Annotated in this window: 19 protein-coding genes; all 19 read left to right on the forward strand. The window is 40.9% G+C overall.

Annotated features, from left to right (window positions below; genetic code table 11):
- Positions 1-10: 10 nt before the first annotated feature.
- Entirely contained in the window at positions 11-2,995 is a 2,985-nt protein-coding gene (gene leuS, locus AC1EKB_RS05485) for a leucine--tRNA ligase (protein WP_481249054.1), read from the forward strand.
- Between the two features lie 152 nt (positions 2,996-3,147).
- On the forward strand, positions 3,148-4,008 hold the full coding sequence (locus AC1EKB_RS05490) for a ComEA family DNA-binding protein (protein WP_481249055.1): 861 nt from the start codon (positions 3,148-3,150) through the stop codon (positions 4,006-4,008).
- A gap of 51 nt (positions 4,009-4,059) precedes the next feature.
- Positions 4,060-5,859 (forward strand): ComEC/Rec2 family competence protein, encoded by a 1,800-nt coding sequence (locus AC1EKB_RS05495; RefSeq protein WP_481249056.1) that lies wholly within the window; start codon positions 4,060-4,062, stop codon positions 5,857-5,859.
- A 178-nt stretch (positions 5,860-6,037) separates the two neighbouring features.
- The gene (gene holA, locus AC1EKB_RS05500) at positions 6,038-7,021 is read left to right on the forward strand and encodes a DNA polymerase III subunit delta (RefSeq protein WP_415694066.1); all 984 of its coding nucleotides are present in this window, start codon (positions 6,038-6,040) and stop codon (positions 7,019-7,021) included.
- Between the two features lie 52 nt (positions 7,022-7,073).
- Positions 7,074-7,637: a tRNA (adenosine(37)-N6)-threonylcarbamoyltransferase complex ATPase subunit type 1 TsaE gene (gene tsaE / locus AC1EKB_RS05505; protein WP_032839262.1), complete on the forward strand. Its 564-nt coding sequence runs from the start codon at positions 7,074-7,076 to the stop codon at positions 7,635-7,637.
- Between the two features lie 38 nt (positions 7,638-7,675).
- A complete protein-coding gene (tsaB, locus tag AC1EKB_RS05510) occupies positions 7,676-8,470 on the forward strand; it encodes a tRNA (adenosine(37)-N6)-threonylcarbamoyltransferase complex dimerization subunit type 1 TsaB (protein ID WP_415694068.1) in 795 nt (264 codons plus the stop codon).
- A 20-nt stretch (positions 8,471-8,490) separates the two neighbouring features.
- The gene (rimI, locus tag AC1EKB_RS05515; protein WP_481249057.1) at positions 8,491-9,108 is read left to right on the forward strand and encodes a ribosomal protein S18-alanine N-acetyltransferase; all 618 of its coding nucleotides are present in this window, start codon (positions 8,491-8,493) and stop codon (positions 9,106-9,108) included.
- Positions 9,101-10,165 carry a tRNA (adenosine(37)-N6)-threonylcarbamoyltransferase complex transferase subunit TsaD gene (tsaD, locus tag AC1EKB_RS05520; RefSeq protein ID WP_481249058.1) on the forward strand — a complete coding sequence of 355 codons (1,065 nt, stop codon included), beginning with the start codon at positions 9,101-9,103 and terminating at the stop codon, positions 10,163-10,165. The genes rimI and tsaD overlap by 8 nt, the downstream gene beginning before the upstream one ends.
- A gap of 37 nt (positions 10,166-10,202) precedes the next feature.
- A complete protein-coding gene (locus AC1EKB_RS05525; RefSeq protein ID WP_415694071.1) occupies positions 10,203-11,303 on the forward strand; it encodes a tRNA (adenine-N1)-methyltransferase in 1,101 nt (366 codons plus the stop codon).
- 21 nt (positions 11,304-11,324) lie between these two features.
- The gene (locus AC1EKB_RS05530) at positions 11,325-11,882 is read left to right on the forward strand and encodes a SixA phosphatase family protein (protein ID WP_481249059.1); all 558 of its coding nucleotides are present in this window, start codon (positions 11,325-11,327) and stop codon (positions 11,880-11,882) included.
- 198 nt (positions 11,883-12,080) lie between these two features.
- Positions 12,081-14,417, forward strand: a complete 2,337-nt coding sequence (metE, locus tag AC1EKB_RS05535) for a 5-methyltetrahydropteroyltriglutamate--homocysteine S-methyltransferase (protein ID WP_415694073.1) — start codon at positions 12,081-12,083, stop codon at positions 14,415-14,417.
- Entirely contained in the window at positions 14,414-15,268 is an 855-nt protein-coding gene (metF, locus tag AC1EKB_RS05540; RefSeq protein ID WP_415694074.1) for a methylenetetrahydrofolate reductase [NAD(P)H], read from the forward strand. The genes metE and metF overlap by 4 nt, the downstream gene beginning before the upstream one ends.
- Before the next feature lie 117 nt (positions 15,269-15,385).
- The gene (locus tag AC1EKB_RS05545; protein ID WP_481249060.1) at positions 15,386-18,682 is read left to right on the forward strand and encodes a bifunctional [glutamine synthetase] adenylyltransferase/[glutamine synthetase]-adenylyl-L-tyrosine phosphorylase; all 3,297 of its coding nucleotides are present in this window, start codon (positions 15,386-15,388) and stop codon (positions 18,680-18,682) included.
- Positions 18,683-18,778: 96 nt separating this feature from the next.
- On the forward strand, positions 18,779-19,012 hold the full coding sequence (locus AC1EKB_RS05550; RefSeq protein WP_004131017.1) for a hypothetical protein: 234 nt from the start codon (positions 18,779-18,781) through the stop codon (positions 19,010-19,012).
- 263 nt (positions 19,013-19,275) lie between these two features.
- Positions 19,276-20,502 carry an aspartate carbamoyltransferase gene (pyrB, locus tag AC1EKB_RS05555; RefSeq protein ID WP_481249061.1) on the forward strand — a complete coding sequence of 409 codons (1,227 nt, stop codon included), beginning with the start codon at positions 19,276-19,278 and terminating at the stop codon, positions 20,500-20,502.
- A gap of 142 nt (positions 20,503-20,644) precedes the next feature.
- The gene (locus AC1EKB_RS05560) at positions 20,645-22,057 is read left to right on the forward strand and encodes a dihydroorotase (RefSeq protein WP_481249062.1); all 1,413 of its coding nucleotides are present in this window, start codon (positions 20,645-20,647) and stop codon (positions 22,055-22,057) included.
- 76 nt (positions 22,058-22,133) lie between these two features.
- Positions 22,134-23,168: an orotidine-5'-phosphate decarboxylase gene (gene pyrF / locus AC1EKB_RS05565; RefSeq protein WP_415694079.1), complete on the forward strand. Its 1,035-nt coding sequence runs from the start codon at positions 22,134-22,136 to the stop codon at positions 23,166-23,168.
- 170 nt (positions 23,169-23,338) lie between these two features.
- Complete coding sequence (locus AC1EKB_RS05570; protein ID WP_481249063.1) at positions 23,339-24,223, forward strand: dihydroorotate dehydrogenase electron transfer subunit; 885 nt, start codon at positions 23,339-23,341, stop codon at positions 24,221-24,223.
- 10 nt (positions 24,224-24,233) lie between these two features.
- Entirely contained in the window at positions 24,234-25,217 is a 984-nt protein-coding gene (locus AC1EKB_RS05575) for a dihydroorotate dehydrogenase (RefSeq protein ID WP_481249064.1), read from the forward strand.
- Positions 25,218-25,255 lie beyond the last annotated feature (38 nt).

Below are 25,255 nucleotides of genomic sequence, written 5' to 3' on the forward strand. Positions count from 1 at the left end.
GTGCTTGTTTATGGAAGACAACGATCAACAATATGCAACAGCTGACAATAAAGCTACAATCGCTGAGCCAGCTTTTCGTTATAATGCGCAACTCGCACAAGATATTGAGCAGCGCTGGCAAAAAACCTGGGATGAGCAAGGCACATTCTGGGCTGCTAATGTTAAGGGCAATTTGAAGGATGGCGAAGGCAATCTTGCTAATGGTCGCCCTTCTTTCTTTGCAATGGACATGTTCCCGTATCCTTCTGGTAAAGGCTTGCATGTTGGACATCCTCTTGGATATTTAGCAACAGATGTTGTAAGCCGATATCATCGCATGAAGGGCGAGAACGTTTTGCATGCTATGGGCTACGACGCTTTTGGGCTTCCTGCAGAGCAGTATGCTGTACAAACTGGCCAGCATCCACGCATCACTACTGAGGCAAATATTGCAAATATGCGCAGGCAGTTGCATCGCATGGGATTAAGCTTTGATGATCGTAGGTCTTTTGCAACGATTGATACAAACTACGTTCGTTGGACACAATGGATTTTCTCGAAGCTTTACGATGCTTGGTATAACCCTGATTTTGTGCGCAAAGATGGCGGAAAGGGTTCTGCTCGTCCAATTGCTGAGTTAGTTGATGAGTTTAAGAGCGCAAAGCGCGAAATTCCTGGTTTTGCAGGCAAAAAGTGGGAAGAACTTAGCAAAGTAGAGCAAGCAGACGTATTAAACGATTTCCGTATTGCTTATATTTCTAAGTCTCCTGTAAATTGGTGCCCGGGATTGGGAACTGTGCTTGCAAACGAGGAAGTTACTGCAGAAGGAAAATCTGAGCGCGGAAACTTCCCAGTATTCCAGCGCAATCTTCGTCAGTGGTCAATGCGAATTACAGCTTACGCTCATCGCTTGGTTGAAGATTTGAATACGATTGATTGGCCAGAAAAAGTTAAGCTTATGCAGCGAAACTGGATTGGCGAATCTCACGGTGCTTCCGTTCACTTTGATGTGCCTTGTGCAGATGGTGAAACGCGCGATTTGGAAGTGTACACAACTCGTCCAGACACGCTTTTTGGTACAACTTTTGCTGTTGTTTCTGTAGATCATCCGATTCTTGAGCATATTCCAGAAGCCTGGAGTGCAAACGTTCCAGAAAGTTGGAAGGGTGGCTACGCAAATCTTAAAGAAGGATTGGCAGAGTACCAAGCTAAAGCTCGTGCAAAGACTGCTAAAGATCGCACGGAAGATGCTGGAGCAAAAACAGGCTTGTTTACTGGTCTTTATGCAATTAATCCCGTAACTGGTGCAAAGCTTCCGCTGTTTACTGCTGACTACGTGCTTATGGGTTACGGCACTGGCGCAATTATGGCAGTTCCAGGCGGCGATCAGCGCGATTATGATTTTGCAAAAGCTTTCGGCTTGCCTGTGATTTACACTGTTGAGCCTTTGCCTGATTCTGGTGAAAAGCTAGAAGATTATGATGGCAAAGCTCCATTTGTTTCTCACGATGGAATTGTTATTAACTCTTCTGTTGAGCATACTTATAAACTTGGCGACGCTTTGTCTATTAACGGTTTGCGCGTAGATGAAGCTATTAAAAAAGTTACGACTTGGCTTGAAGCAGCAGGCGTAGGCGTTGGCAAGGTTTCTTACAGACTTCGCGACTGGCTGTTCTCTAGGCAGCGTTACTGGGGTGAGCCTTTCCCAATCGTTTATGACGAGGATGGTGTTGCTCATTTAGTTCCAGATAGTGAGCTTCCGATTGCTTTGCCAGATGTTCCAGACTATCAGCCAAAGACTTATGCTCCAGACGATGCAAACTCGGAGCCAGAAGCGCCATTGAGTCGAAATGATGATTGGGTTAAAGTTCAGCTCGATCTTGGTGACGGCGTAAAAACCTACTATCGAGACACCAACACTATGCCAAATTGGGCTGGTTCATGCTGGTATTACATGCGTTATTTGGATCCAAACGACGCTGAGCATATGGTTGACAGCGACGAATACGACTATTGGATGGGTACGAATCGTCCTGGTAAAGAGCATGTTTCTGGCGGCGTTGACCTTTATGTTGGTGGCGTAGAGCACGCAGTTTTGCACTTGCTTTACTCGCGATTCTGGCATAAAGCGCTTTACGATTTGGGTTATGTGGATTCTGCTGAGCCATTCCATCGCTTGTTTAATCAGGGCATGATTCAAGCTTACGCTTACACGGATGAGCGCGGACAGTATGTGCCAGCTGATGAGGTTGAGGAAGTAGCTAATAACGGTGCTGGAGAGTCAACATTTACGTGGCACGGCGAGGCTGTGAATCGCGAGTTTGGAAAGATGGGCAAGAGCCTAAAGAATATTGTGACCCCAGACTACATGTACGAAAACTACGGTGCAGATACGTTCCGTTTGTACGAAATGAGTATGGGTCCACTTTCTGAGTCTCGCCCGTGGAATACGCGCAATGTTGTTGGCGGTATGAGATTCTTGCAACGCTTGTGGCGTAACGTTGTTAACGAAGAAACTGGCGCTTGCGTAGTAACAGAAGATGCGCTCGACGAAAAGACACTTAAGCTTCTTAACAACACGATTGCGCAAGTGACTGTAGAAATGGAAGCAATGCGTCCAAACACTGCAATCGCTAAGCTGATTGTGTTGAATAACCACTTAACGTCTTTGCCTAGCGTGCCTCGCGCAGCAGTTGAGCCGCTTGTTCTTATGCTTTCTCCAATTGCTCCGCATATTTGTGAAGAAATGTGGAGCAAGCTTGGGCATACTAAGTCGATTGCTCACGCAAATTGGCCTGTTGCAGATTCTCGCTATGTTGGTGAGGATACTGTTACAGCTGTTGTGCAAATCAAGGGCAAAGTTCGCGCAAAGCTTGAAGTTGACCCGAATATTGATGCTAGCGAGCTTGAAAAGCTTGCGTTGGAAGCTGTTGCTGATCGCTTGGGCGGTAAAGCTCCGCGCAAGGTAATTGTGAAGGCTCCAAAGATTGTGTCTATTGTGCCAGACGAAAGCTGAAAACTCAATGTTTTCTAGGCAAAATAGCCTTTAACCACATTGGTTAATTTTACTTGAAAGATGCTTATCTTCATTTAATAGTGGAGGTAAGCATCTTTTTTTTTTATGAATGATTATTAAATAGCAAAAGGAGGTGGTTAAAGGTGCATAAAATGAGTCGTAATGTTTTGGAAAGGCTTGATGCGATTAGTGGGTTGAACAATTATGTTAGTGCAGAAAGCAGTGATATTAGTGATTCTTATAGCGAGAATAGAGATTTACAGCATGAAAAAGATGATTTGAATGTTGATGATTTGAATGTTTTAGACTATAAAACTTGTGTTTTAGATAGTGAAACTAAAGAACGGGCGCTCACTTTTGAGGACATTGCTGCTAATGCTAATAGTTCTTCATTAAATGTTGATGATTTTAATAAGCGCAACGAAGCAAGAATGAAGAATCATGTTAGATTGGCTATAAAGCCTGCTCATATTTTAGCAATAATGCTGATTCTAGTTGTTTGTTTATCTTGTAGTTTAACAATGTTAATAAGTCAATATGCAACTTATAGCAAGGTTTATGCATATAACGCTAGTATAAAATCAAAAAATCATTCTAATAAGCAAGTTGATTTTTACAATAAGTCAGATGCTAAAGATGACGGTAAAAATGATAGTAAAGGCGAATCAAATAATAAATCAAAAGTGGGTACTAATCATAAAAGTGAGTTAAAAAAAGATGAAGAAAGCGTTGAAAGTGTTGGCAAAAATCAAGATTTGATTGAAAAAAATAAGAGTGAATATAGTCAAAATAGAAGCAAAAATATTCAAAATAAGAGTGAATGCATAAATATAAATAGTGCTGGGTCAGAAGAATTACAAGCAATAAAAGGCATAGGACCAAAAATGGCTCAAAGAATATTAGACATGCGTAAAAAAGTTCGCGTTTTTAATCGTGTTGAAGATTTGATGCAAGTAAATGGGATTGGTCCCAAAACTTTTGCAAAGATTAAATCGATGATTTGTGTTGGTTGAGAATCGCTTATATATAGGTTTGTTTTATAACTTTGTTGTTTAAGGCGTAAGATGGAAGAATTTTATTGGAATTTTGAAAATGGCAACAAGGATTTTAGACTTGTTCCAATTGCTTTTGTAATGTGGCTTGGATGCTTATGCGCAAGATTTATATGCAAAAGTAATCAAGTTTTAGCGTATACAATATTTGCCACTTTTGCGTTTGTTGTTATATGTTTTTATTGCGTATTTGCTAATGGCATGTTTAAAGTTACATTTTTGAGACGCTTAGAAATAATCAAATACAAGCAAACTTTTTATGCGATTATATGCGCATTTTTAGCTTCATTTATGATTTGTTCGATTACGCAATGTTTAGAAGAACTAGATCCTGTTTTTTCTGTTATTAGAAGCGAAAGTGCTAGAAGCGAAAGCTATGATGGTGGTAAAAATGGCGATTCTAAAAGCGCTAAAGTGGTTATGAAAATAACATCTCCTTTAAGAACATCCCCTTCTTTTAGAGGAGATTGTATAGCTAATGTAAGTGTTAAAAGTGTTGAAACAAAAGATAAAAATGACGTTGTGCAAAAACATGCGAGTTTTGCAAGTGCGAAGCTTTACGCTTTTAATCCAGATTGTAAAGCAATTAATTATGGCTATACGATTAGCAGTTTTGCAAAGATAGGTATTTCTAAATTTGGCGCAAATAACGTGGAAATTCAAATTCCTAAAGCTAGTAAAAAAGATAAATCTAAGTTTAGTAAGGAAAATAAATCGAGCAAGAGTCAAGTCAATTCCTTAAAAGTGATTGAAAAATCTGGGTTTTTAACAAGTGCTCTAAACAGTATTTACAAAGAATTTTACAAAGTTACAGGAAATTTAAGTGAGCAGGGTCAAATGCTCGTTCCTGGCCTTACTGTAGGGCTTTTAGGTCAAGAGCATTTAAGCGATGACGATGAAGATAAAAGTAGTCAAATTGACAGCGCATATGCGAATACAATGAAGCAAAGATTTAAGATTTCGGGAATAATGCACTTAATGGCAGTTTCTGGAGGCCACTTTTTGCTTATTGTTGCAATGATTCGTAAAATTTGCTTATATTTTCTTGCTCCAAAATGGCTGTGTGCGCTTTTTGAAATACTGGGAAATATTTCTCTAGCGTTTATTGTTTACCCATCTGCTTCGGTTTTACGCGCACTTATAATGGGTATTATTTGTTCAATCGCATTTTTACTTTCTAGAGCGTATCAATGTGCTAGCGCGTTAAGTTTAACTGTTATAGGGGTTTTATTGGTTTGCCCAAAATTTGCGTGGGATTACGCGTTTGCGCTTTCTGTTTGCGCTACTTTTGGAATAATTGTTTGTGGAATGCCTTTAAGAAGAATCTTTTTAAGATATATGCCGTCTAGTATTGCAAGCGCGTTAAGTATTACATTGTGTGCTCAATGTTTTACACTTCCTGTGCAAATATTAATGCAACCTCAAGTTTCTTTTATATCTATTATAGCGAACTTACTTGTTGCTCCTTTTGTTGATTTTGCAACGATTTTTGGGCTTTTGTCGCTTGTTTGCTCGTGCTGGAATTACTCGATTGCGCTATTTTTCGCTAATATTTCTTCTATTGGAACAAGCGTTATGGCAAATTGCGCTTGGAATCTTGGAGATTTACAAGTCGGAGTTATTCCATGGGTTTCAGGGCCATTAGGTGCGTGGCTTGCGTGGTCGGTTGAATTTAGCGTATTTTTGTGTGCATTTTTTATTAATAAGTATCTTAAAAATAAAGAATTTTATAATTCATTTAAGATTTACGCTCAAGCGAAGTCAAATCGCTTTAAGCATCTTGTAGATGATTCGATTAAGCTTTTTGAATGATTTTTGTGCAAGTTATGATTTTGAGCAATTTTTATAGTCAATCATCTTAAGTTTTGTATAGTTTGTACAATTATTAGATGTGTTAAATAGCTAAAATAATCGAATTAATAGTAGATTTGATTAGCTAGCTTGCAAATATTAGCATTGAGTTGCAAAACATTAGCATTAAGGGGTACGTATGCAAACGTTAAAGAACTTTGCGCCACTTACGATTGTAGTTGGTGGGGATGCGTATTTGAATGATTTGAACGCTCGTGACTTAAAAACGCGCATATTAGGCTCATGCCCAGATGCAGATGTTGTAAATTTAGACGCTTTGAATGCCGATAAATATGCTTTTATAACTGCTACAGGCCCATCACTTTTTTCTAGTGGAACAATTGTTGTTATTAATAATCTTGAACAAGCTAATGAAGATTTAGTCGAATCAATAATAGAGTTTTGCGCTAGTAAATCTAAATCTAATGTAAAATCTAATGAAAACGATTGCTGGGTTATTGCACGTCACGAAGGTGGTGTTAAAGGAAAGTCAATCGTTACAAAGCTAGAAAAAGCTGGAGCAAATAAAATAACTGTTCCAGATCTTAAAAAAGATGATGCAAGATTGAATTTTGTTCTAAGTCTTTTTGAAAGACAAAATCGCACAGTAGAGCCTGCAGCAGCTGCGCGAATTGTAGAAGTCTTAGGCGGAAAAACCGACCAGTTGGCGTCTCTTTGTTCTCAGCTTTGTTTTGATTTTGAAGATAACCCAATAACGCTAAAAATAGTTGACCAATACTTAATATCGGATCCGCAAGTAACTGGATTTTTTGTAGCAGATAAAGCTGCACAAGGAAACGCGGGTCAAGCTATTCTTGCTGCAAGAAGAGCGGTTTTGCAAGGCGTTGACCCTATAGCGTTGATTGGAGCTTTGGCTGTAAAAATGCGCATAATCGCAAAGGCTATAGCAGTTAAAAACGGAGAAATTTCTAACGCGCAAGCAAAAGTGAATCCGTGGGCGTTAAAAATGGCTATGAGAGATTTAGGTGGATGGAGTGAGAATGGGATTCGTAAGTGTTTTATGTGTTTAGCATGGGCCGATGAGCAATGCAAAGGTGGAGCAAGTGATGCTGATTACGCTTTAGAAAAATGCATTAGCATGATTGCTTTGCGCGGTCGTTAAATTAAATCAAATTAAATTGAATTAAATTAGATTAAATTGAAAGTGTGTGATTTTGGAAAATCATAATATTAAAAAGCTTGTGATTCCAAGTGATTCGTGTATGCAAGATCTTGGAGAATCAATCGCAAAAATAGTGCATGAAACAGACGTTATTTTGCTTTCTGGTCCTCTTGGTGCTGGAAAAACAACGTTTGCTAAAGGATTTGGTAAAGGCTTAGCAATAAAAGAGCCAATAGTTTCCCCAACTTTTACTATTGCTAGAGAGCTTAAAGGCACGTTTTCTAATGGAAAAGTTGCAAATCTTATTCATGTAGACGCGTACAGGCTTGGCGGAAAAGATTACGCTCCAGGGCAAGACACTGTTTCTAGGCTTTTAGATGAGCTTGAATCACTTGGATTAGACGAAGCTTTAGAAGAGCCAGGAGATGGAACTGTTGTGCTTATGGAATGGGGAGAGCAAATGGCAGGCGTTCTTGCAAATGTTCGTCTTGAAGTTCATATTGATAGGCCGATTGATAAAAGCGAATCAAATGAGTTTACGAGCGAAGGAAATCGCGTTGTAACGCTTGTTCCAGTTGGGGGAGACTGGTGTGATCGCTTAAAAATTCTTGATTAAGAGTAAGCTAAATTGGTTAGTCAATTTAAGGAATGAAAATGAGCAATACGCTGATTATAGACACGTCGTACGGTTCAACAGTTGGAGTTGTGGGGCATAATCCGATAATAGAAACGGATTCTCGCACTCATGTTGAAAGATTGCAAGTAAACATTGATTTTGCTGTAAAAAATGCTGGACTAGAGCTTAATCAAATAGACGAGATTGTAGTTGGAGTAGGCCCTGCTCCTTTTACTGGTTTACGAGCTGGACTAGTTGCTGCTAAGGCGATTGCTTTTGCTAATAACGCAAAGATTCTAGGATGCAACAGTTTGATTGCGCAAAGTTTAATGATTCGTTCTGGAGCTTTTGAAGAATCGCTTAAAAATGGCGTTATCTCTAATAGTGAAATAGTCGAAAATAATGAATCTTGCGTAGCTAAACACACGTATGTTCTTTCGCTAAATGACGCTAGAAGACGTCAAGTTTATATGAGTTTATACGACTATAGTGGTTGCGAAGTAATAGAAATGGATATTGATTATCCTGCAAATATTGTTGATAGAGTAAATCAATATTTTGAATCAAATAATATTTGCGATTATTGCGTTTGCGTTGCGGGTCATGGTGCTAAAAAATACGCTGAAGATTGGAAGAAAATCGAGAATATATGCTTAATTACCGAAGTGAGTGCTCTTGATTTAGGCGTAAAAGGATTAGAGATATTTAAGTTGTGCGCAAGTCAAAAAGACGTTATTGAACCACTTTATTTAAGAAGACCAGACGTATCTGTTCCAAACCCATTGAAGCACGTTTTGGGATCTGGCGCTGCTACAAAAGTGGCGGAAAAATAGGATTCAAGCGAAGTACGCATATGATTGTAGACATAACTTGCTCAAAATATCCAGCTTGTGTATCAAATAGTCAAAGCTGCGCAATAGAGAAAATTGATTGTGCAAAATATGAAGCAATAGTTTCTCAAATTGCAAAAATCGAAGCAGACTTGTTTGGACCAGGATGCTGGAACAAGAACATGATTTTGCAAGAGTTACAAGCACCGATGCGCGCGTATTATGCAGATGTTGATTTAAATACAGATACGGTAGCTGGGTATGCGGGATTTTGGTTTGATGGTGACGACGCTCAAATAATGACAATAGGAGTTGCAAAAGAGTATCAAAAGCGAGGAATTGCAAGCAATCTTCTAAAAACTATGATTGAAAATGCAAAATCAATAGGCGCAAAACGAATGCTTTTAGAAGTTAAAGTAAACAATAATCCAGCGCTAAAACTGTATGAAAAATTCGGTTTTACAAAAATGGGATTGCGAAAAAGATACTACATGCCAGAAGGAATAGATGCATATACAATGTGCGCGCAAATAGACTGCTTAGACAACTTAGATGACTTGGAAAATTTAGAAAACTCAAAAAACTTAGAAGAATCTAGCGAAGCTTATAACAGCGCTAAAAGTGAGGATAACAATGAGTGAAACAATGAATAAAACAAGCGAGCCAATAGTTTTAGGCATTGAATCAACTTGCGACGAAACAGCAGCCGCAATCGTTAAAGGAAGAACATTAGTTTCTAACGTTGTAGCATCCTCAATGCAAGAACACGCACGCTACGGCGGTGTTATACCAGAAATCGCATCGCGTGCGCACGCGGAAGCATTCGTGCCAGTAGTATCAAAAGCATTAGCAGATGCAAATATGGATTTAAGCGATATTGATGCTATAGCAGTAAGCGCGGGTCCAGGATTAGCAGGATGTTTAGCTGTTGGTGTTTCTGGCGCTAAAGCACTAGCAAGTGCCGCAAAAAAGCCGATTTATGGAATAAACCACGTTATTGGACACATTGCAGTAACGCAATTGCAGTTTGGAGACGTGCCTAAAGACGTTCTAGCGCTTATTGTTTCGGGAGGCCACACTTCTCTTTTGCATGTCAATAACATTGCGCGCAGCATAGACGTTGTTGGAACAACATTAGACGATGCAGCTGGCGAATGCTTTGATAAAGTAGCTAGATTGCTTGGGTTCCCTTACCCAGGAGGCCCGCATATTGATAGGCACGGTCGCCTTGGAAATCCAAATACGTTGAAAGTTCCACAGGGACTTACGCAAGGACGTTCTGGCAAAGAGCATCCTTACGACTTTAGTTTTTCGGGAGTAAAAACTGCTGTTGCGCGCTGGGTGGAAGCTCGCCAAGCACAAGGCTTAGAAATACCAGTAGACGACGTTTGTGCGTCTTTAGCAAACTCTGTTGCAGATGTTCTTTCGCGCAAAGCTATGATGGGCTGCGAACAATACGGTTCAAAAACTTTGTTGATTGGTGGCGGATTTTCCGCAAACTCGCAACTTAGAGAGCATCTTTTACAGCAAGGCAAAGAACACGGAATCGAAGTTCGCTTGCCGCAGCTTAAGCTTTGCACAGATAACGGAGCAATGGTGGCAATGCTTGGCGTGAATTTGGTAGAAGCAGGAGTTCGTCCTTCTGCTCCAGATTTTGCAATCGATTCAGCGATGCCACTTACAACCGTTAGCTTATAATAGTAAAAGTCGTTCTTAAAAATAAGCGAGGTGTTTTGTGTACGAAAGCTATGCACGTAGAGGAGTTTTGCAAGTTGGTGAAAAAATCCAATTCACCGATAGAAAAGGCAAGCGAATCACAGCACAGCTTGTTAAAGGCGGAGTTACACAAACCGAGCATGGCATTATTTTGCACGACGATGTTATTGGCAAAACTCAAGGCGTTGTAGTAACAACAGTTAGCACAAAACGTGATTTTGAGCGCAGTAATAAGCAACTTGATGCATCTAAAGAATCAAACAAGCCTTGGATGGCGGCGCGCGCAATAGGCGGATGGGATTATGTAGTTATGCGTCCGCGATTGGCTGATTATGTTTTATCTATGCCAAGAGGCGCTCAAATCATGTATCCAAAAGATATTGCGCAAGTGGTTTCTTTAGGAGATATTCGCTCTGGAATGCGCGTTTTAGAGTCTGGAGCAGGATCTGGCGCAATGAGCTTAAGTCTTTTAGACGCTGTTGGTCAAAGTGGCGAGCTTACAACAATAGAGCTTAGACCTGATTTTGCTAGAATCGCGCAACTAAACGCAACTATTTACTATGGCGAACAACCAAAATGGTGGAATCTTTTAACTGGAGATTTTGACACAGTAGCAAAGTCTCTTCCAGAAGGCTATTTTGATCGCATTATGCTAGACATGCTTGATCCTTGGAATAGGCTTGAACAAGCTTATAGAGTTATTGCTCCAGGTGGCGTATTAGTTGCGTACGTAACAACCACAACGCAAATGTCTAGAATGGCACAAAGTTTGCGTGCTTCGGGAGTTTGGACAGAACCAGAGATTCAAGAAACGTTAGAAAGAACTTGGAAAGCTCAAGATTTAGCAGTTAGACCAGATCACGCAATGATAGGTCATACTGGTTTTTTGGTTATTTCGCGTGCAATGGCGCAAGGATTTAATGCGCTAAAAAAGCGCGAGCGTGCTACAAAAGATACTGTTAGCGATATTGATGATTTAACTCCCGAAGAGCGCGCAGAACAGCTAGAAGACTTGTCTCTTAGAGATATATCTGATAGAAAACTTAGAAAAGTCCTTAGAGATTTAGATTTGCAAATCGCACAATTGCCTAACTCAAATCCAAAGCCTAATAAGGCTTAACTGAAGACTGAGGAGATTAAAATGGCGGCGTCAATTAAAAAAATTGTTAAAAAAGTAAAGCATGCAAAATATGTGTTGCTACTAATGCGCCACGCAAAAGCGGTGCCGCCAACAATGGGAGACGATTGGGGAAGAGACCTTAGCGATAAAGGTATAAAACAAGCAAAAATCATGGCAAAAGGCTTGAAATCTTTAAAGCTTGTTCCAAATTATATTGTTTGTTCAAGCGCAAATCGCACAGAGCAAACAATGCATAAAATGCTTAAAAAGTTTGGAGATTCGCCAATAGTTGCATCAAGAAAAAGCTTATATGATGGCGGAATGCAATCTGTAATGGATGAGCTTTGTGAGATTAGGAGTGAATCTAAAATAACAATGATTATAGGCCATGAGCCAACAATGTCGATGGCTGCGCAATGGCTTTCTTCCCCAGATTCCGACCCAGACGTTTTAGGAACGATGAGACTTGGGCTTTCTAATGCTTCGATTGTTGTGCTAGTTTCCGACTCTCCTTTTGCAACTTGCGGACTTCGTGGAGCAAAAGCCTTAGGTGTTATAAGTCCAAAGGATTTTGAGTAGTAAAATACGCATAATTTTGCATAAAATCCTTATAAAATTTGTATAAATCTACGCGAATCATTTGTATAAATCTGCATAAATCATATGTATAAATCTGCATATAAGTTTAGCTTATAACGACACCCCAAAATAGGTAATGACCTCATTAAGCCAAATGTTTGCTAGGCTGAATCAGGTTGTTAATTATTTGGAGGATATATGCATACTGTTCTTACATCCGTACAGGGATTCCCACGAATCGGCGCAAATCGCGAGCTTAAAAAAATTATTGAACGCTATTGGAAAAAAGACGCAACTCTAGAAGAAGTAAGACAAGTTGCAAAAGATTTGCGCAAAAAGCATTGGAAAATTCAAGCAGAATCTGGAATAGAACTCATACCAAGCAACGATTTTAGCTACTATGATCAAATGCTAGACACAGCAATCCTGCTTGGTGCAGTTCCAGAACGGTACAAGAATCTAGAGTTTGAAAATGCAGAAGATACGCTTTTTGCAATCGCGCGCGGATATCAAGGGGATAGAGGGGATGTAACAGCTCTTCCAATGAAGAAGTGGTTTACAACTAATTACCACTACATTGTTCCAGAAGTAGAAAATCCGCAAAATTTGCATTTAGATGGCACAAAACCATTCGATGAGTTTAATGAAGCAAAAGCGCTAGGAATTGAAACAAAGCCAGTGCTGATTGGCCCATACACCTTCTTAAAGCTTTCTCGCAATCCTCAAGCTCAAGAATTAGAAGCAAACAAAGAGACGATTGAAGCATTAGCAAACGCATATTGCGATATTGTAAAACGATTTGCAAGTTTTGGAGCAAAATGGTTGCAATTTGACGAACCATACTTGTGCTTAGATAAAGAAGATGGCGATTTAAGGATTTTTAGCGACTTATATAAGCCGATTCTTCAAAGCAGACTTGAAAGCACAGAGAATGCTGAAAACGTTAAGATTTTGCTTAACACGTATTTTGGCAATATTTTAGACTCGTACAAAACACTAAACGATTTAGCTTTCGATGCAATTGGCTTAGATTTTGTAGAAGGCAAAGAAGAGAACCTTGAAGCTTTGCAAAAATATGGAGTAAACGAGAAAACAACTATTTTTGCGGGAGTTGTAAATGGCAGAAACATTTGGAAAAATGACTACGCACAAAGCCTTGGCTTGCTAGATGCTTTGCAAAAAAACGTTACTAATCGCATAGCTGTTTCTACGGCATGCTCGCTTTTGCATGTTCCATTTAGCACGGATGGAGAAGAGCTTGGCGAAGACGTATTAAAGCATTTTGCGTTTGCTGTAGAAAAGTTGAAGGAAGTAAGCGAAATTGCTCAACTTTGCGTTTTGAATGATGATGAGCTTAAAAATAGCAAGGAATTAGCGCAAAACCAGGCATTATTTGATGGGTCTAGAGTAAAAGTAGACGAAAACGTTAAAGCGCGAATCGCAAGCCTTAAGGCAGAAGATTTTGAGCGAAAGCCATCTCGTGCGGAGCGTCAAAAATTACAAAAAGAAGCATTAGGATTGCCTGATTTGCCTACAACAACTATCGGATCCTTCCCTCAAACAAAAGAAATAAGATCGATTCGAGCGCTTTTTAGAAAAGGAGAAATTAGCAAAGAAGAATACAACGCGTTTATTGCCAAGCAAATAGACGAGTGCATAGAACACCAGGAGAGCATTGGATTAGACGTTCTTGTGCATGGCGAATTTGAACGAAACGATATGGTTGAATACTTTGGCCAGCATTTGCACGGATTCAAGTTTACAAAAAACGCTTGGGTGCAGTCTTATGGAACTCGATGCGTAAAGCCTCCAATCGTTTGGAGCGACGTTTCTAGAGCGCAGCCAATCACGGTAGAGTGGAGTGCGTATGCTCAAAGCCGCACAAATCATGTTATGAAAGGCATGCTAACGGGGCCTGTTACGATTCTTAACTGGTCTTGGCCTCGAGAAGATATTACGCACGAAGCGCAAACGCAGCAGCTTGCTCTTGCTATTCGAGATGAAGTTTTGGACTTAGAGCGTGCTGGAATTCGCGTAATTCAAATCGATGAGGCAGCTTTGCGTGAAAAGTTGCCGCTTAGGCGTTCGGATTGGCATAAGAAGTATTTGGATTGGGCGATTTCAGCTTTCCGTCTTGTGCACTCTGCTGTAGAAGCCACCACGCAAATCCACACGCATATGTGCTACTCGGAGTTTAACGACATTATTCGAGACATTGATGCAATGGATGCGGACGTAATATCGTTTGAAGCTTCGCGCGGAGATCTAGTTGTTTTGGACGCTATTCATAACGCGAACTTTGAAACAGAAGCAGGCCCTGGCGTTTACGACATTCACTCTCCTCGAGTTCCTAGCGAAGAAGAAATTGTTAACAGGATTCACGAGATTTTGCACAAAATGCCAGCAAGCAAACTTTGGATTAACCCAGATTGTGGATTGAAGACTCGTGGCAATGCAGAAACTTGGGTTAGCTTGCAAAATCTTGTTTCGGCAGCTAAAAAAGTTAGAAGCGAATTGGGTGGCGGTCTAAAATGACGTACAAACCAAAGTTTTCGCTAGAGGTGTTTCCGCCTAAAAGAACATCTCCAATAGGCACGATTTACGACACTTTAGATGGCTTAAGGGGTTTGGATCCAGATTTTATATCTGTAACTTACGGAACGGGAAAATCTTCGGATCGAACTGCTACTGCTAGAATCGCCAACACTATTCGATCGGAGTATGGTATTAAGACTGTTGCTCACTTAACAGCAAGATACTTGGATTATGACGATGTTGATGAAGCCTTAGATATGTTTGATAAGGCAGGCGTTAGTGGCGTTTTAGCTTTGCGCGGAGATGTTATTGAAAATCAGAATGCTGCTGGAGTGTTTAATCACGCAAGCGATTTAGTATCGTATATTCGCTCAAAGAGACCAGATTTACCTATTTTGGGCGCATGCTACCCGGAAAAACATCCAGAAGCTGCTACTTTGCAAGAAGACATCGATAATCTAAAGCGAAAAGTTGATGCTGGAGTAACTCACTTGATTTCGCAACTTTTTTACAATAACGATGACTTTTTGCACTTTAGGGATTTAGCTAGAAAAGCTGGCATTAACGTTCCGATTGAAGCTGGAGTTATGCCTGTTGTAAACGCAAATCAAGTTAAGCGAATGACAAAAATGTGCTCATCTAAAATAAGTGAGCCAGTTTTAGCAATGATTGAGCGATGGGGAAGTAATCCAGAAGTTTTGCAAGACGCTGGAAGCATATTTGCGTCTCAACAGATTAACGATTTAGTTGCGGAAGGTGTAGATGGAATACACTTGTACACAATGAATCGTCCTGGAGTTACTAGAAGCATTTGGTCAAACGTTAAGCCACTTTTTACTAAAATCGTGTAGATTATGCGATTTATGCAAATTGTGTAAATCATGTAGATTATGCAAATTGTGTGATTTGTGCGATTTTTGTGATTTGTGCATGTGGTGCCGTGCAAAATATTGTTGTACGACACCACAATGTACAGTGGCGTTATGAGCAAAGAATCAAGTAATGCTGGAGATTTAAGCAATGGCTTCAGCGCGATTTTGAACGTGGGCTTAAAAGATGATTTGCAAAATCGTTCAAAAAACAACTTAAACTTTGCACAAGAAAATGATTTATCTTATAGAAGTCTAGTTAAAGCAGGGTTTGCACGACCGGAATCTGCTCGTAAAGCTATAGAAGATGTTTGCAAAAATTGTGCAAATAATTCGATAAAAGCGGTTAAAATTTTAGAAAGCATAAGCAGAGTCGAAGATCCAGATTATGCAATTTTAGCGTTTAACGACATATATCAATCGCATAAAAAAGTTGTTGAAAATATTGCTCAAAACTCTAATAATTCACTAATAACAAGTCCGCTTTCGTCTTTAATGCAAGTTCTTGGAGCATCTAAAGCGTTTGCAATGCTAATGCGAACACGCGAAGACTTAATAAGCGCTGCCGCAAGCGACCCCAATCATTTGCTACACATGACTTTAGAAGAGCGTGTTTCGGATTTACTAGAAGCTGTTCAATCGTACAGTGCAACAGTAGTAAATGAAGAAAAAGATGACGATAAGAATTGCGATTCGTGCACTGTTCCAATAAGTTCCATGGGTTTTGCGCAAGCTGTTGGTGCGCTTAGAGCAAGATATCGTCAGCATATTGCTGCGATTATGGCATACGATTTGGCAAGCGCAGATCCTGTAGAATTGCAGCCAGATATAAGCTGTAAACTTTCGGATGCTGCGGATGCTGCTTTAGAGGCGGCTCTTGCAATTGCGCGCGGGCAAGTTTCTGGATCTTGTTGTTGCAAGTTTGCAATAATCGCAATGGGAAAATTGGGAGCGCGAGAAATAAACTACGTTTCCGACATTGACTTAATATATGTAGTAGAGCCAACTAATGGCGTTAAACAAGATGAAGCTTTGCGAGTTGGCTCTTCTATTGCGCTTGTTTTGCAAAAAGTGTGCCAATCGGTTGTTATGGGTTGTGCGGAGCCGCCATTGTGGCAAATTGATACTGCGCTAAGGCCAGAAGGCAAAGATGGTCCGCTTGTTAGGCGATTGGAATCTAACAGAGAATACTACGAAAAGTGGGCAAGTAGCTGGGAGTTTCAAGCATTACTAAAGTCGAGGCCAGCTGCAGGAGATATGCAACTTGGTAAAGATTATAGACAAATGGCTGATTCGCTTATTTGGAAAGCATCTGGTCGTGAACACTTTGTTGCAGATTGCCAACATATGAGACAGCGAGTGGAGTCTTTGATTCCTGCGGCTCAGCGAGATTTAGATATGAAGCTTGGTCGCGGAGGATTGCGCGATGTTGAGTTTACTGTGCAAATGTTGCAACTTGTGCACGGAAGCGAAGACACGTCTTTGCGAGTTAGAGATACACTAGGCGCGCTTAACGCACTATCTGCTGGAGGCTATGTTTCTAGGTCGCAAGCTGCGATTTTGGCAGAACACTACCGTTTTGAGCGTGTGCTCGAGCATCGCCAGCAAATGTGGAATATGCAACGCACGCATTTATTCCCAGATTTAGGTGCGCAAGGAAATGGTGGATTAGATCGCGCAAGAAGTATTAGTGTAGAAGAGCTTAACAGTAACGAGCAAATTAGGCGTCTTGCTAGAGCTGTTAGACTTAAGCCAGAAGAGCTTGTTGCGCGATTTGACAAAGCGCGACGAGAAATTAGACACTTGCATAAAGATATTTATTACCGCCCAATGCTTCCGATTAATGCGCAAACGGATGCGGATCCTATTGTGTTGTCTGCAGAGGCTGCTCGCGCTCGCTTTGCATCAATCGGATTTGCGGATGCAAAAGCTGCACAAATGCATGTTGAAGCGCTTACTGAGGGACTTTCGCGTGCTGCTAAAATTCACAGAATTTTGCTTCCTGCAGTGTTGAAATGGCTTGGAGAAGGTCAAAATCCCGACATGGGTTTGCTTGCTTTTAGGCGACTTTCCGAGCTCTTTGGTGGGAAAAACACGTATCTTGGATTTTTGCGTGACTCTCCTAGCGCAGCTCAACGGCTTTGCCACGTTTTGTCTGATTCGCGCTATTTAGGCGATGCAATGATGAAGTCCATACAGTCGATAACTTGGCTTGGAGACGACTCGACGCTTTCGCCAAGAGGCAGAGAAAGCTTAGATATGCAAACGCGAGCAATGGTTGCAAGATATTCAAGCAGTATTGCGGATTTTGCTCAATCTTTGCGCGCTTTAAGACGGCAAGAAATTGAACGAGTAGCTCTTGCTTGGATGTGTGGGATTATTGACGATGCTACTTCGATGCAAGCAATGAGTGACGTATTTGACGCTGTTCTTGATGCTGCTTTGCAATGGGCTATGAAAGATGCGTCTCGCAAAATGTGCCTAGATAAAAGCAAAGCTTCGATTGCAATTATTGCCCTCGGACGTTATGGCGGTAGGGAAGTGAACTTCTGCTCTGATGCAGATATGATGGTTGTTTATAAGCCTACACAAGATATTTGCGGTTGCGATTCTGGCGATGATTCTGGAGCTAATCTTTCTCACCGTTTTGCGCAAACTACTGTAGACATATTGCGCAATATTTTGCAAGGTCCTCTTACTTTAGAGCCAAAAATCATGGTTGATTTAGATTTGCGACCAGAAGGTAAAGATGGGCCGCTTGTGCGCTCGCTAGAATCGTGCGAGCACTACTACCAAAAGTGGGCAAGTACGTGGGAAAATCAGGCACTTTTGCGTGCGCGCTTTGCTGCAGGTTCTAAAGAGTTGGCGGATGCCTTGCTAAGTGGAGTAGTAAACGACTTGCGCTATTCATTGGAGCCGCTCAGCGAATCGCAATTAGCGGAAATTCGTAAGCTTAAAGCGCGTATGGAAGCAGAGCGTTTGCCAAGAGGTGTTAGCAGAGACAGGCATTTGAAGCTTGGGCGCGGCGGTTTAAGTGATGTTGAGTGGACTGTTCAGCTTTTGCAATTGCAATACGCTGGAAAATACGAGTCTTTGCGCACGGTTGGCACAATGCAAGCGTTGAAAGCGCTTAAAGAATTGCATTTGATTGAAGATGAAGATGCAAATGTGCTAGAGCGCTGTTGGCATATGTGTTCTGCAGTGCGAAATGCAAACTTCTTGTGGTCTGGCTCACTTGAGCGTGCGGATGTTATTCCAACGGACTCTTATTCTTTAGGCGGAATCGCAACTTATCTTGGATATGATCCAAACCAGGGTCGCGTTTTTGAAAACGATTTAATGGCTGTTATGCGTCAATGCCGCGAAGTCATGTCTCGTCTCTTCTACTGTCGATAAGTTTACAGTTGCTAATCTAGTCATATTTTGTAGCTTCGAATTTATTGTTGCATTCTGTTCTTTAAGTTATAATTGCAGGATGGGAGGTGATTTTTAATGAAAAATTCAATGATAAGCATTGATGTAAAAGAAAGAGCTAAGTCTTCAGTTTTTTATTCTGATGTTTCTTCACGTATAAAGCAAACAGTCAGTAGTGAAAATTTAGAAGAAAATGACGAATTATTCTCTACTGATTTTGCTGCAAAACTTATGAATAGTTACAAGCAGTCAGCTTCTGGTTTATCTAGACCATATAAAGATGTTTTTGCTGAGTTAGAAAAGGGCTTGTAATGGGTTCTTTTGATATTCTTGTTACTCAAGATGCGAGGAAAGTTACTTAGTTTAGGTGTAATCAGAAAACAGTATTAAGCCAGGTTGATTTTTAATTTTATTTACTAATTTTTTGTTCAGTTTTTGCATTTAATTGTTGTATTTTGTGGTGATAAATATACGCCACTCCGAGTATGGGTTTCGTCAAAGCTAATCAGTAATATTACTTAGGTCGCGCACAATCGCGGCCGTTTGCCAACTAGCGAAAGGTAAGCGGTTTTATTATGACGAACGCATTTTCTGATTCTTCCAATCAAGTTTTTTCTCGTTGCGCAATTGCTCAATCGTTAGCAGGCAAAAGCGTTGTTACTTTAGACGATATTTCAACAGCACAAATACGAATGCTTTTAGATAAAGCGCGATACATTGATTCGCACAGAAAAGAAGTGGCCCACACTTGCGATGGCAGAGTGTTGGCCACTCTTTTTTATGAGCCAAGCACGCGCACGCGATTAAGCTTTGAAACAGCAATGCTTCGCTTAGGCGGAAAGGTTATTGGCTTTGCAGGAGCTCAGCTTTCTAGCGCGAGTAAAGGCGAAACTGTTAGCGACACGTTAAAAGTGGTGTCAAACTATGTAGATGTTGTAGCAATGCGTCATCCAAAGGAAGGCGCTGCCTTTGTAGCAACGCAAGCTGTAAGCACGCCAGTAATTAATGCAGGAGACGGCGGTCACATGCATCCTACTCAAACTCTTGCAGATTTAGCAACGATTCTTGCACGATTTGGCAGGCTGAATAACTTAACAGTTGGGCTTTGCGGAGACTTAACATACGGCCGCACAGTTCACTCGCTTATTGAAACTTTATGCCGCTTTGGAAACGTTCATTTTGTGCTGATTAGTCTAGATGAGCTTAAAACTCCGCAATATGTTATTGATCGCATAAACGCAACTGAATCGTGCTCTTACGAAGAAACACGCGATTTGATGGAAGTTATTGGAAGTTTAGACGTTCTTTACATGACTCGCGTTCAAGAAGAGCGTTTTACAGACAGAGATCAATACTTACGACTTAGAGATACTTACATTTTGACGGAAGAAAAATTGCAAAAAGCAAAGCCTAATACAGCTGTTCTTCACCCACTTCCTAGAATTAACGAGATTGCGGTTGATGTTGACGCGGATCCTCGTGCAGCATACTTTGAGCAAGTTAAAAATGGCATGCTTATGCGAATGGCTCTTGAAAGCTCAGTTCTTGGAGACGAGCTTTTGGGCTACGAACCAACAGATTTTGTGAATGTGCCTAAAGACGAATCGCAAGCTTACGATGCTAATGGAATTTCGCTCGCTAATCCTCGTGTTCATAAAGAAGACAAAAATGCTCCTAAAGATCTTAAATGTCCTAATATTCGTTGCATAACAAATAGTGAATTGTCATTAGTCAAAAAGTTCTATAAGGACGATTCTGACGCAAACGTTTACCGATGCTTGTATTGCGACGAAGAAGCATAAAGCAGATTGAATGCAAATTGAATGCAAATTGAATGCAGTCAAAACGCAAAATAATCGCGATTAATGCAATCGAAATATAAAGTATTCTAAAATAATTTAAATAACTTAAAAAATTTAAAACCTTGAGCGAACTAGGAGCAATATGAACAACTCACGAACCTTAACTTTGCAAAATATTGCAGTTTGGGATACTAGCGAGCGCATTGATTTAATTGTAGAAGGTGTTCGGCAAGATGCTTTAATTGAGCCAAATGCCAGAATATGCGGAGAAATTGATGCGAGTGATTGGATTGTTGCTCCTGGTTTTGCAGATCCGCACGTGCATTTTAGAGATCCTGGTCAAACGGATAAAGAAACGATGATAAGCGGCGGCAATGCTGCGGCTGCAGGCGGATATACGCAAGTTTTGATTATGCCGAATACTATTCCTGCAGTTGATGGCGAGCCTTGGAATGATGCTCCTTTCGATGTGGAAAATGTTATTGACTACTTGCAAAGATACGGTTGCATATATGGCGTAAAATTGCCAGTTCGCTACGATTTAAGCGTTTGCGCATCGGGCGGAAGAAGTGGCGTTGATCCTAGCAATGTTAATTTGTGGAAAAAGTATGTTCCTGGAATTGAAGATAGTGAAAAAACGTCTCCAATGAAGAAGCATCCTGTAGTTGCAATCAGTGACGATGGTGCTGCAGTTACAGATTCGATTTTGCAAGACGTTCTAAAAATCGCTAAAGAAACAGGATTGCCTCTTGTTGAGCATTGTGAGCATCACAATTCTGGCTCAGTAAACGAAGGTCCAGTTGCTAAGATTTTAGGCGTTGACGGAATTCCTGCGTCTACGGAACTTGCGATTGTTAAGCGAGACATTGATGCTGCAAGAGTTAGCGGCGTTCACGTGCACTTCCAGCATGTGAGTACTGCTGCTGCTTTTGAAGCGATTCGCAAAGCTAAGAAGGAAGGCTTGCCTATTACTTGCGAGACAGCTCCGCATTACGTTGCTCTTTGCGATGAAGATGTGCTTAAGTATGGCGTTAACGCAAAAATGAATCCGCCACTTAGGTCTAAAGCAGATAGACAAGCCACTCTTGCTGCAATCGCAGATGGAACTATAGACATGATTGCTACTGATCACGCTCCGCACACGGTTGCCGATAAATCTGGCGACTTTGCGAGCGCGCCTAATGGCATTATTGGCTTAGAGTGCGCGTATGCGGTTTGTAGAAAAGTTCTTGTAGATGCAGGCTACACGGATGATAAGCACTTAATTGAGCTAATGTCTGTTAATCCAATGCAACTAATGAGCCGCAGACCTACGGATGTCTCGGCTTTGCTAAACGTGTCTTCTAAATGCGCGATTAGGCGTACATTGCGATTAAGCAACACGGAGCACCCAGAAAACGTTGATTTAGTGTTGATTAATATGAACGAAAAGTGGAGTGTGGATTCAAACTCATTCCATTCAAAAGCTAGAAATACGCCATTTGACGGTTGGCAATTAAAGGGCAGGCCAGTGGCAACTATTATTGGATCGCAAATTGCGTTTTCTAGAATGTAGCCGCGTATTTAATAAGTTTAATAAGTTTAGTAAGTCGCATTCGTAAATCGTAAAAAATAATAAAAATGGGAGCAAAATGGACGAGTTAGTAGAAGCGATTGCAGCAAAGCAAAATCCTACTGTTGTTGGCTTAGACCCAAAGCCTGGTATTTTGCCTGCACAAATTTTAAGCGGCTTAGCAAATGAAGTTTTGCAAGAAGTCGAAAGTGAAGAAGCTTTACAAACTTTGCTTGGTGCTGCTTATTTTGAGTTTAACCGCGCAATTATTGATGCGATTTGCGATATTGTTCCAGCTGTTAAGCCGCAAATTGCAATGTATGAGGCGCTTGGACCTGCTGGAATTGACACTTACACAATGACTTGCGATTATGCTAAATCCAAAGGCTTAGTTGTTATTGGAGACGCAAAACGAGGAGATATTGGTTCTACGGCAGGCCAGTATGCTGCGCATTTGCGAGGATTTGCTAATCTTGATTCGTATTTTAGCGATGAATCTTGCGACTTTGACGAGTCTTTGATTAATCTTCTAAAAAGCTCTAGCAAAAAGGATGTTTGGCACGAGGATTCGCTTACTGTAAACCCGTATATGGGCTCGGATGGCGTTATGCCTTTTGTAAACGAAGCAATTTCGCGAAATAAGAGCATTTTTGTGCTTTTGCGCACGTCTAATCCTTCTAGCAAAGAGTTGCAAGAGCTTGTTGTTGAAGATGGCAAGCCAGTTTATGAGCATATGGCAAGTTTGATTGAAAATTGGGGCGCTTCAAACGTTGGAAATCACGGATATTCTAGAGTCGGAGCAGTTGTTGGAGCAACTCATCCACAAGAAGGCAAGCGATTGCGCGAACTTATGCCACATACTTTCTTCCTTGTTCCAGGCTACGGAGCACAAGGCGGAACGGCACAAGATGTTGCTGGAATGTTTGATGAAAATGGCAGTGGCGCTATAGTAAACTCTTCGCGCGGAATTATTGGCGCTTGGAAAAACAGTGAATCTTATAAAAAGCACGAATCTTCAATTTCATTAGATGACATTCTAGATATTGTTGCACATTCTTCTGCTTGTGCTGCTATTAATATGCGAGATGATTTAAGGCAGGCGATTTATAAGTGAATCGATTTATAAGTGAATATAGATAAACATAAGCGAATATAATTTATAGCTAATAACAAGCTACAAATCGCAAGTTGTAAGTTGCAAATTATAAATCGCAAGATGTAAATCACAAATTATAAATAACTAAAAACTAAACAGTTACACATTAAACAAGATAGGGCAAATACATGAGTGATGGCATGTTTATTCAAACTCGAAAATCTTCTAGAGGCTTTATATTTACTATTCGCGAAAGCTCTTTAGACTATTCGGGTTCAGATTCTAGTAAGCCAAAATATAGCCGTCTTTTAGGAAGGCGCCCAATAGAAGTTCTTGATAATCAAAAGCTTGACGAAGGTGTGTATCGCTTAGTTTTGCGCGATGATGCTATTGCTAAAACGGCCACTCCTGCGCAATTTGTTAACTTATATTCTCCAGATTCTACAACTATGCTTCCTAGGCCATTTGGTGTTGCAAGCGTTGATGGAGACACTTTTAGTCTTATTTTTGCTGTTATTGGTAAGGGCACTGCCGAATTTGCACAGCTTAAAGCAGGTGACACTGTAGACGCTTTAGGGCCATTAGGATTGGGCTTTGATATTTCTAAGTCAGCGCACTATGTTCTTGTAAGCGGAGGATTGGGCGTTCCTCCTTTGATTTGTGCTGCGCAAGCGATTGCAAAAAATAAGGATTGCAAAGTTAGTGCGGTTCTTGGATACAGAGATAATCATTTTGCTGACTCATTTATGAAGGAATACGTTGATAATGTTTATAGCATTAGCAACGCGCAAGGAACTGTTATTACTTTGCTTAATGAGCTAGAGCAAGAAAATCATTTTGATTTTAATGGCGATTTGCCTATTGTTATTCTTTCTTGCGGACCTATGCCAATGATGAAAGCTGTAGCTCATTGGGCGCATGAGCGTAATGTTAAATGTCAATTAAGCCTAGAAGCAAGAATGGGATGCGGCTATGGAACTTGTGTTGCTTGCGTTGTAGATACTTTGGAAGGCAGACTTAAAGTTTGTAACGAAGGGCCAGTGTTTGATGCTGAAAGATTAGGCTGGGAGTAAAGGAAAGAACATGAGCAATGAAACAAATAATGCTTTAGAAAACGCGCAAAATAACGCGCAAAATCTTGGTTTTGACACAAGCCACGTTTGGAAGCACTCAACTAAAGTTGCTGGAGTTGAGTGGAAAAACATGGTTGGAACAGCGTCTGGCACATTCCAACTTGCAGCTTGCGCGCACTTTTATGACGTTAGCCAACTTGGAGCAATTTGTACAAAAGGTGTTTCCCCAGTTCCGTGGGAAGGTAATCCTTCGCCGCGCACTGCAGAATCGCCTTCTGGAATGGTGAATGCTGTTGGTTTGCAAAATCCTGGAGTTGACCACTATTTAGTAGACGAGCTTCCAAAGTTAAAAAAGCTTGGAGCGCTTGTAATTACTAACGTTGCAGGCCACAGTGACGAAGATTATGCGCAAGTTGTTGAAAAGCTTGCGGATTCCGCGGCAGATATGCTAGAGATTAACGTTAGCTGCCCAAATGTAACTCACGGCGGAATGAGTGTTGGCACAGACCCAGTTGCATTGCATCGTTTAATTAAGCGACTTCGCGCAATGACAGATAAGCCGATGATTGTAAAAATGACGCCAAATGTTACAGATATTGTTTCGATTTGCAAAGCTGCTGTTGATGCTGGCGCAGATACTTTAAGCATGATTAATACTTTGGTTGGTTTGAGAATTGACATTCGCACAGGCGAGCCGATTATTGCAAACCGTACGGGCGGTGTTTCTGGGCCTGCAATCTTCCCGATTGGACTCGGATTTGTGTGGCGAGTTCGTCAAGCTATGCCAGATATTCCAATCATTGGTATTGGTGGCATTGATTCTGGAGAGAAAGCTTTGGAATACTTGTATGCTGGCGCTAATGCTGTAGAAGTTGGGGCGGCCGCTCTTGTGGACCCTACTGCTCCGATTCGCATTGCGCGCGAGCTTGACGATTTGCTTGATTCTCGACCAAAGCTTGCATCTTTGCTTAAAGAGGGCAAAACTTGGCGATGACATTTAATGCATTATTTAAGACAGTTTACTAAGACAAT

This window comes from Gardnerella sialicivorans subsp. sialicivorans (assembly GCF_056746795.1).